This is a genomic window from Frigoribacterium sp. MEB024, from assembly GCF_000878135.1.
Lineage (GTDB): Bacteria > Actinomycetota > Actinomycetes > Actinomycetales > Microbacteriaceae > Frigoribacterium.
Genome location: NZ_JXQZ01000062.1, coordinates 1 through 4,872 on the forward strand (window position 1 = coordinate 1; position 4,872 = coordinate 4,872).

The 4,872-nt window shown below is 68.8% G+C and carries 4 protein-coding genes and 1 pseudogene; 1 reads left to right on the forward strand and 4 read right to left on the reverse strand.

The window, feature by feature from the left end; all coding sequences use genetic code 11:
* Positions 1 to 981 (reverse strand): ABC transporter permease (locus SZ60_RS12065; protein ID WP_156155596.1); only part of this gene is annotated, 981 nt, incomplete at its 3' end.
* A 9-nt stretch (positions 982 to 990) separates the two neighbouring features.
* Positions 991 to 1,977 carry an ABC transporter permease gene (locus SZ60_RS12070; protein WP_043596267.1) on the reverse strand — a complete coding sequence of 329 codons (987 nt, stop codon included), beginning with the start codon at positions 1,975 to 1,977 and terminating at the stop codon, positions 991 to 993.
* Positions 1,978 to 2,196: 219 nt separating this feature from the next.
* On the opposite strand from SZ60_RS12070, the gene SZ60_RS12075 reads away from it, so the two are divergent.
* Positions 2,197 to 3,870, forward strand: coding sequence for an ABC transporter family substrate-binding protein (locus SZ60_RS12075; protein WP_043596268.1), 1,674 nt, complete (start codon positions 2,197 to 2,199; stop codon positions 3,868 to 3,870).
* A 31-nt stretch (positions 3,871 to 3,901) separates the two neighbouring features.
* Here SZ60_RS12075 and SZ60_RS12080 read toward each other — a convergent pair whose 3' ends face one another.
* Together SZ60_RS12080 and SZ60_RS17510 are read right to left on the reverse strand one after the other, a co-directional pair.
* Positions 3,902 to 4,486, reverse strand: a complete 585-nt coding sequence (locus SZ60_RS12080) for a signal peptidase I (protein ID WP_082060114.1) — start codon at positions 4,484 to 4,486, stop codon at positions 3,902 to 3,904.
* Positions 4,483 to 4,872: pseudogene (locus SZ60_RS17510) on the reverse strand (hypothetical protein); the annotation flags it as partial. The gene SZ60_RS12080 and the pseudogene SZ60_RS17510, both read right to left, overlap by 4 nt.

Genomic DNA, 4,872 nt, shown 5'->3' on the forward strand with positions numbered 1-4,872 from the left:
GCGAACAGCGTCGTCAGCCGTCCGACCGCGGGTGCGGCGGCGGCGGCCCGTTCGGCCCGCCGTCGAGGTCGGGTCGAGTGCGTCGCGCAGCCCGTCGCCGAGCAGGTTGCTCGCCAGGGCGAACACGATGAGCGCACCGGCCGCGAAGAAGAACAGCCACGGCTTGGTGGTCGCCGCGCTCTGGTTCTGGGCGATCAACGTGCCGAGCGAGACGTCGGGCGGCTGGACGCCGAAGCCGAAGTACGACAGCCCCGACTCGGTGAGCACCGCGGCGCCGATCGCGATGGTGGCGTCGATCACGAGGAAGGACGCGACGTTCGGCAGGATGTGTCGCACGATGATCGTGAAGTGGCCGATGCCCATGTACCGGGCGGCCCGGATGAACTCCCGCTCCTTGATGCTGAGGGTGAGCGAGCGCACCACACGGGCCGTGATCATCCAGCCGAAGAGGGCGAGCAGGGCCACGAGGATCAACCAGCCGTACTGCTTGAGGCGCGGCGAGAGGATCGCGATGATCAGGAACGACGGCAGCACGAGCAGCAGGTCGACGAACACCATCACGGCCCGGTCGATCCAGCCGCCGAAGTAGCCCGCCATCGCGCCGAGCATGCCGGCGATCACCGTCGAGAACAGGGCGACCAACAGACCGATCAGCAGCGACTTCTGCAGGCCCCGGGCGGTCTGCGCGAAGACGTCCTGGCCGATGTTGTTCGTGCCGAACCAGTGCGCGCCGCTCGGTGGCGACGACAGGGCCGTGTAGTCGATGTAGTTGTAGGCGTACGGCGAGACGAGCGGGCCGACGAAGGCGAAGACGAAGAGCAGCACGATCGTCACGAGGCCGACGGTGGCACCGCGATTCGCGAAGAGCCGCCGGAAGGTCAGCACGAGGCGGTTCGGCGACGTCGCCGCGACCTCTTCTCGCGACTCGGGCACGACGGCGTCGGACGGCCCCTCGAGCAGGTCGGGTGTGAACCGGGTCATGGGGCGGCCCTACTTCTGCGCTCGGACGCGCGGGTCGAGCACCGCGTTGAGCACGTCGGACACGAAGCCGGCGAGCAGCACGACGACGGCGCTGTAGAGGGTGTACGTGACGACCACGTTGATGTCGTTGGCCTGGACGGCGTCGATGAACCAGGCGCCGAGGCCGTTCCACGCGAAGATCTTCTCGGTGAAGGTGGCTCCCGTCAGCACGCCGAGGAACGCGAAGGCGAACAGCGTCGTCATGGGGATCAACGCCGTGCGCAGCCCGTGCTTGAAGATGGCCGGGCGACGTCGCAGTCCTTTGGCGCGGGCGGTGCGGATGTAGTCGGCCTGCAGCACGTCGAGCATCGTCGCCCGCTGGTACCGGCTGTAGACGGCGATCAACCCGACGCCGATCGAGATGGTGGGCAGCAGCAGGTGGGCGATGCGGTCCCACGCGATCGTGGCGAGCCCGCCGGTCAGGTTGGGGGTCGCCTCGCCCGTGAAGGTGATCAGCTGGTACCCGAGAACGTCGTTGAGCTTCGTCGCCCCGATCTTGAGCAACACCGCCGTGAGGAACACCGGCGTCGAGATCAGGACGAACGACAGCACCGACGACACCCGGTCCGAGAACGCGTACTGCCGGATGGCGTTCCAGGTGCCGACCACGACCGCGAGCACGATGCCGAGGATCGACCCCACCAGCAGGAGGCGCAGGCTGACTCCCAGCCTCGGCCCGAATTCCGCCGCGACCGGCTTGTCCTGGATGGTCTGCCCGAGGTCGCCGGTGACCGCGCCACCGAGCCAGTGGACGTACCTCTCGCCGAGGGGGTCCTTGTCGTTGACCCCGATCGAGCTGAGCTTCGCGTCGACGATCTCGGAGGACGGACGCGGGTTGCGGTCCGCGTACACGGAGCGCGGGTTGAGGGTCGCCGAGGCGAGGAAGTAGGTGAGCGACGTCGCGATGAAGACCAGGGCGACGTAGTACACAAGCCGGCGGGCGAGGAATCGAGCCATGGCAGATCACACTAGACGTACCCCGCGACCCGACCAGCTGGCCAGGTTTCGAGCGTGTAACAAATTCACATGAAAGTTTGCGTGGATTCAAGGCGTCCGTACATTTGGGCACACGCGGTCAGCTCTCGGGAGGTGTCGCGACGCGTGCCCGCACGAGTCGATGACGATGCAGCATCCCGTCTGATCAGCACTTTTCACCACCCTTCAGTTCGGAGTGCCATGAAGATCACGAAGAAGCTCGGCCTCGCAGCCGGCCTCGTCAGCATCGCCCTCGTCGTCACGGCGTGCAGCGGTGGCGGCGGCGACGACGGCGACGGGGCCGCCAAGAACGGCCAGTTGTCCCCCGACGGCGACATCAACGCCACGGCGGCGGCCGACGTCGAGCAGGGCGGGACGCTGACCCTGCCGCTCAGCCAGCTGCCCTCGCAGTGGAACTACGGCCAGCTCGACGGCGCCCTGGCCGACGCCTCGCTGATCGAGAGCGCCGTGCTGCCCCAGCCGTTCCGCATCGACGAGAAGGGCGTCGCCCAGATCGACGAGAACCTCGTCACGAGCGCCGAGGCCACCAGCGAGGACCCGCTGGTCGTGACCTACGACATCAACCCCGACGCGGTGTGGAACGACGGCACCCCGATCACGGTCGCCGACTTCCAGGCCTGGAAGACCGCACTCGACGGCTCGAACCCCGAGTACCTGGTGGGCAGCACGCTCGGCCCCGACCGCATGGCCTCGGTCGAGGCGGGCTCGAGCGACAAGCAGGTCGTCGTGACCTACTCCGAGCCGTTCTCGGACTGGAAGAGCATGTTCGCCCCGCTCTACCCGGCGAGCCTCTACAACGACCCGAACGCCTTCAACACGGCCTACGTCGACACCCTGCCCGTCTCGGGCGGCCCGTACGAGGTCGAGAAGATCGACACGACCGCGCAGACCGTCACGATCGTGCCGAACGACAAGTGGTGGGGCGACGCCCCCAAGCTCGACTCGGTGGTCTTCCGTGCCCTCGACAGCGACGCCGACGTCGACGCGTACCTGAACGGTGAGATCGACTTCGTCACGGGCAACTCGTCGGAGCGCTACGACCGTCTGAAGGACGCGAAGGACACCGACATCCGGGCGGCACCGTCGGCTCGCTACACGCACGTCGACTTCAGCACCAAGGGCGTGCTCGCCGACGAGAAGATCCGTCAGGCGATCCAGCACGCGGTCGACCGCGAGGCACTCGGCAAGGTCATCACGGGCACCCTGCCCTACGAGCTGACCACGCTGAACAACCACCTCTTCCTCAGCACCGACGGCGCCTACCAGGACAACGCGAAGGAGACCGGGAACTACGACGTCGACGAGGCGAAGAAGATCCTGGCCGACGACGGGTGGGAGCTGAACGGCGACGTGCTCGAGAAGGACGGGAAGCAGCTCGAGATCGCCGTGACGATCCCGTCCGGCACCCCCATCTCGCAGCAGCTGTCCGAGGTCATGCAGAGCCAGCTCGCCGCGGTCGGCATCAAGCTGACGATCAACGCCGTCAGCGTCGACTCGTTCTTCGAGGACAACGTCACCCCGGGCAACTACGACATGACGATCTTCGTCTGGGCCGGCACCGGCTACCAGGCGTCCGGCGTGAGCATCTACAACTCGGACGAGCAGGGCCAGAACTATGGTCGTGTCTCGAGCCCCGAGATCGATGACCTGCTCAGCCAGGCCGTCGCCGAGGGCGACCCCGAGAAGGCTGCCGACCTGTACAACCAGGCCGACGAGAAGATCTGGGAGATCGGGCACTCGATGCCGATCATCCAGGCGCCGTACATCTCGTTCCAGAGCCCCAAGCTCGCGAACTTCGGCGCCCGCGCCGGGGCCAGCGACGTGGACTGGACGGTCGTCGGCTTCACGAAGTAGACGCCTCCCCCGGGCCCGTCCGGCCCCTCGCTCAGCGCGGGGCCGGACGGGTCTTCCGCGTCCGCGCCCGCCGACGCTGTGCCTCGACCAGGCCGGTGGCCAGGGAGTAGCCCGCGTAGCCCAGCAGGGCGATCGCCAGCAGCGGCACGATCCACGACCGGGCGTCGCCGTTCACGACCTGGTTGACGAAGCCGAGCCAGGGCAGCGAGTACCACAGCGTCCCGCGGATCTGCTCGGGCAGCACGAGGGCGGCGTCGGGCTCGGAGTTGTTGTCGCCCTTCGTGACGAAGGCCGTGCCGCCGTCCGACGACGACACGATCTCGATCACCCGGTGGCTGATCACCTCGGGTCGTCCGCTCTCGATCTGGTACGTCACGACGTCGCCGATCCGGATCTCGTCGACCGGCGTCGGCTTCACCACGATCAGGGTGCCCGGGGGCAGTCGCGGCTCCATCGAGCTGGTCAGCACGGTCAGCGGCGTGGCCCCCGCGACCTTCGGCACGACGATCAGCACCGCCGCGAGCCCGAGCACGAGGACGAACAGCCCCGCGCTGAGGCCGAGGCCGAGCGCGTGCAGCAGGCCCTTGTCCCGCACGGCGGCACGGCGGCCGCTCACGGCTGCTCCCCCGCGGTGTCCTCGTCGCCCGGGCGGCGCCGGCCGACCGCCACGAACGCGCCCGCCAGCACGGCGATCGCCGCGATCAGCAGCGGCAGCCAGCTGCCGCGCAGCGGCACGGGCACGAAGTCGTCGAGCACGTCGAGGGCGTGGACGGGCAGCTCGGTGTCCGTGCCGGACGCGTCGGTGGTCCCGTCCGAGGCGTCGTCGCCCGCCGAGGACGCTGCCCCGCCGGCCTCACCAGCCGAGGAGGCGCGGGTCGACACCGCCTCGATCGTCGCGCTCGAGACGCGGTCGCCCCCCGCGCCTCCTGCGCTCGTGTCCGCGGCGCCCGTCGCGGGGGCGTCCGCCGCACCGGCGGACCCGGCCGACGCGCAGCCCGCCGG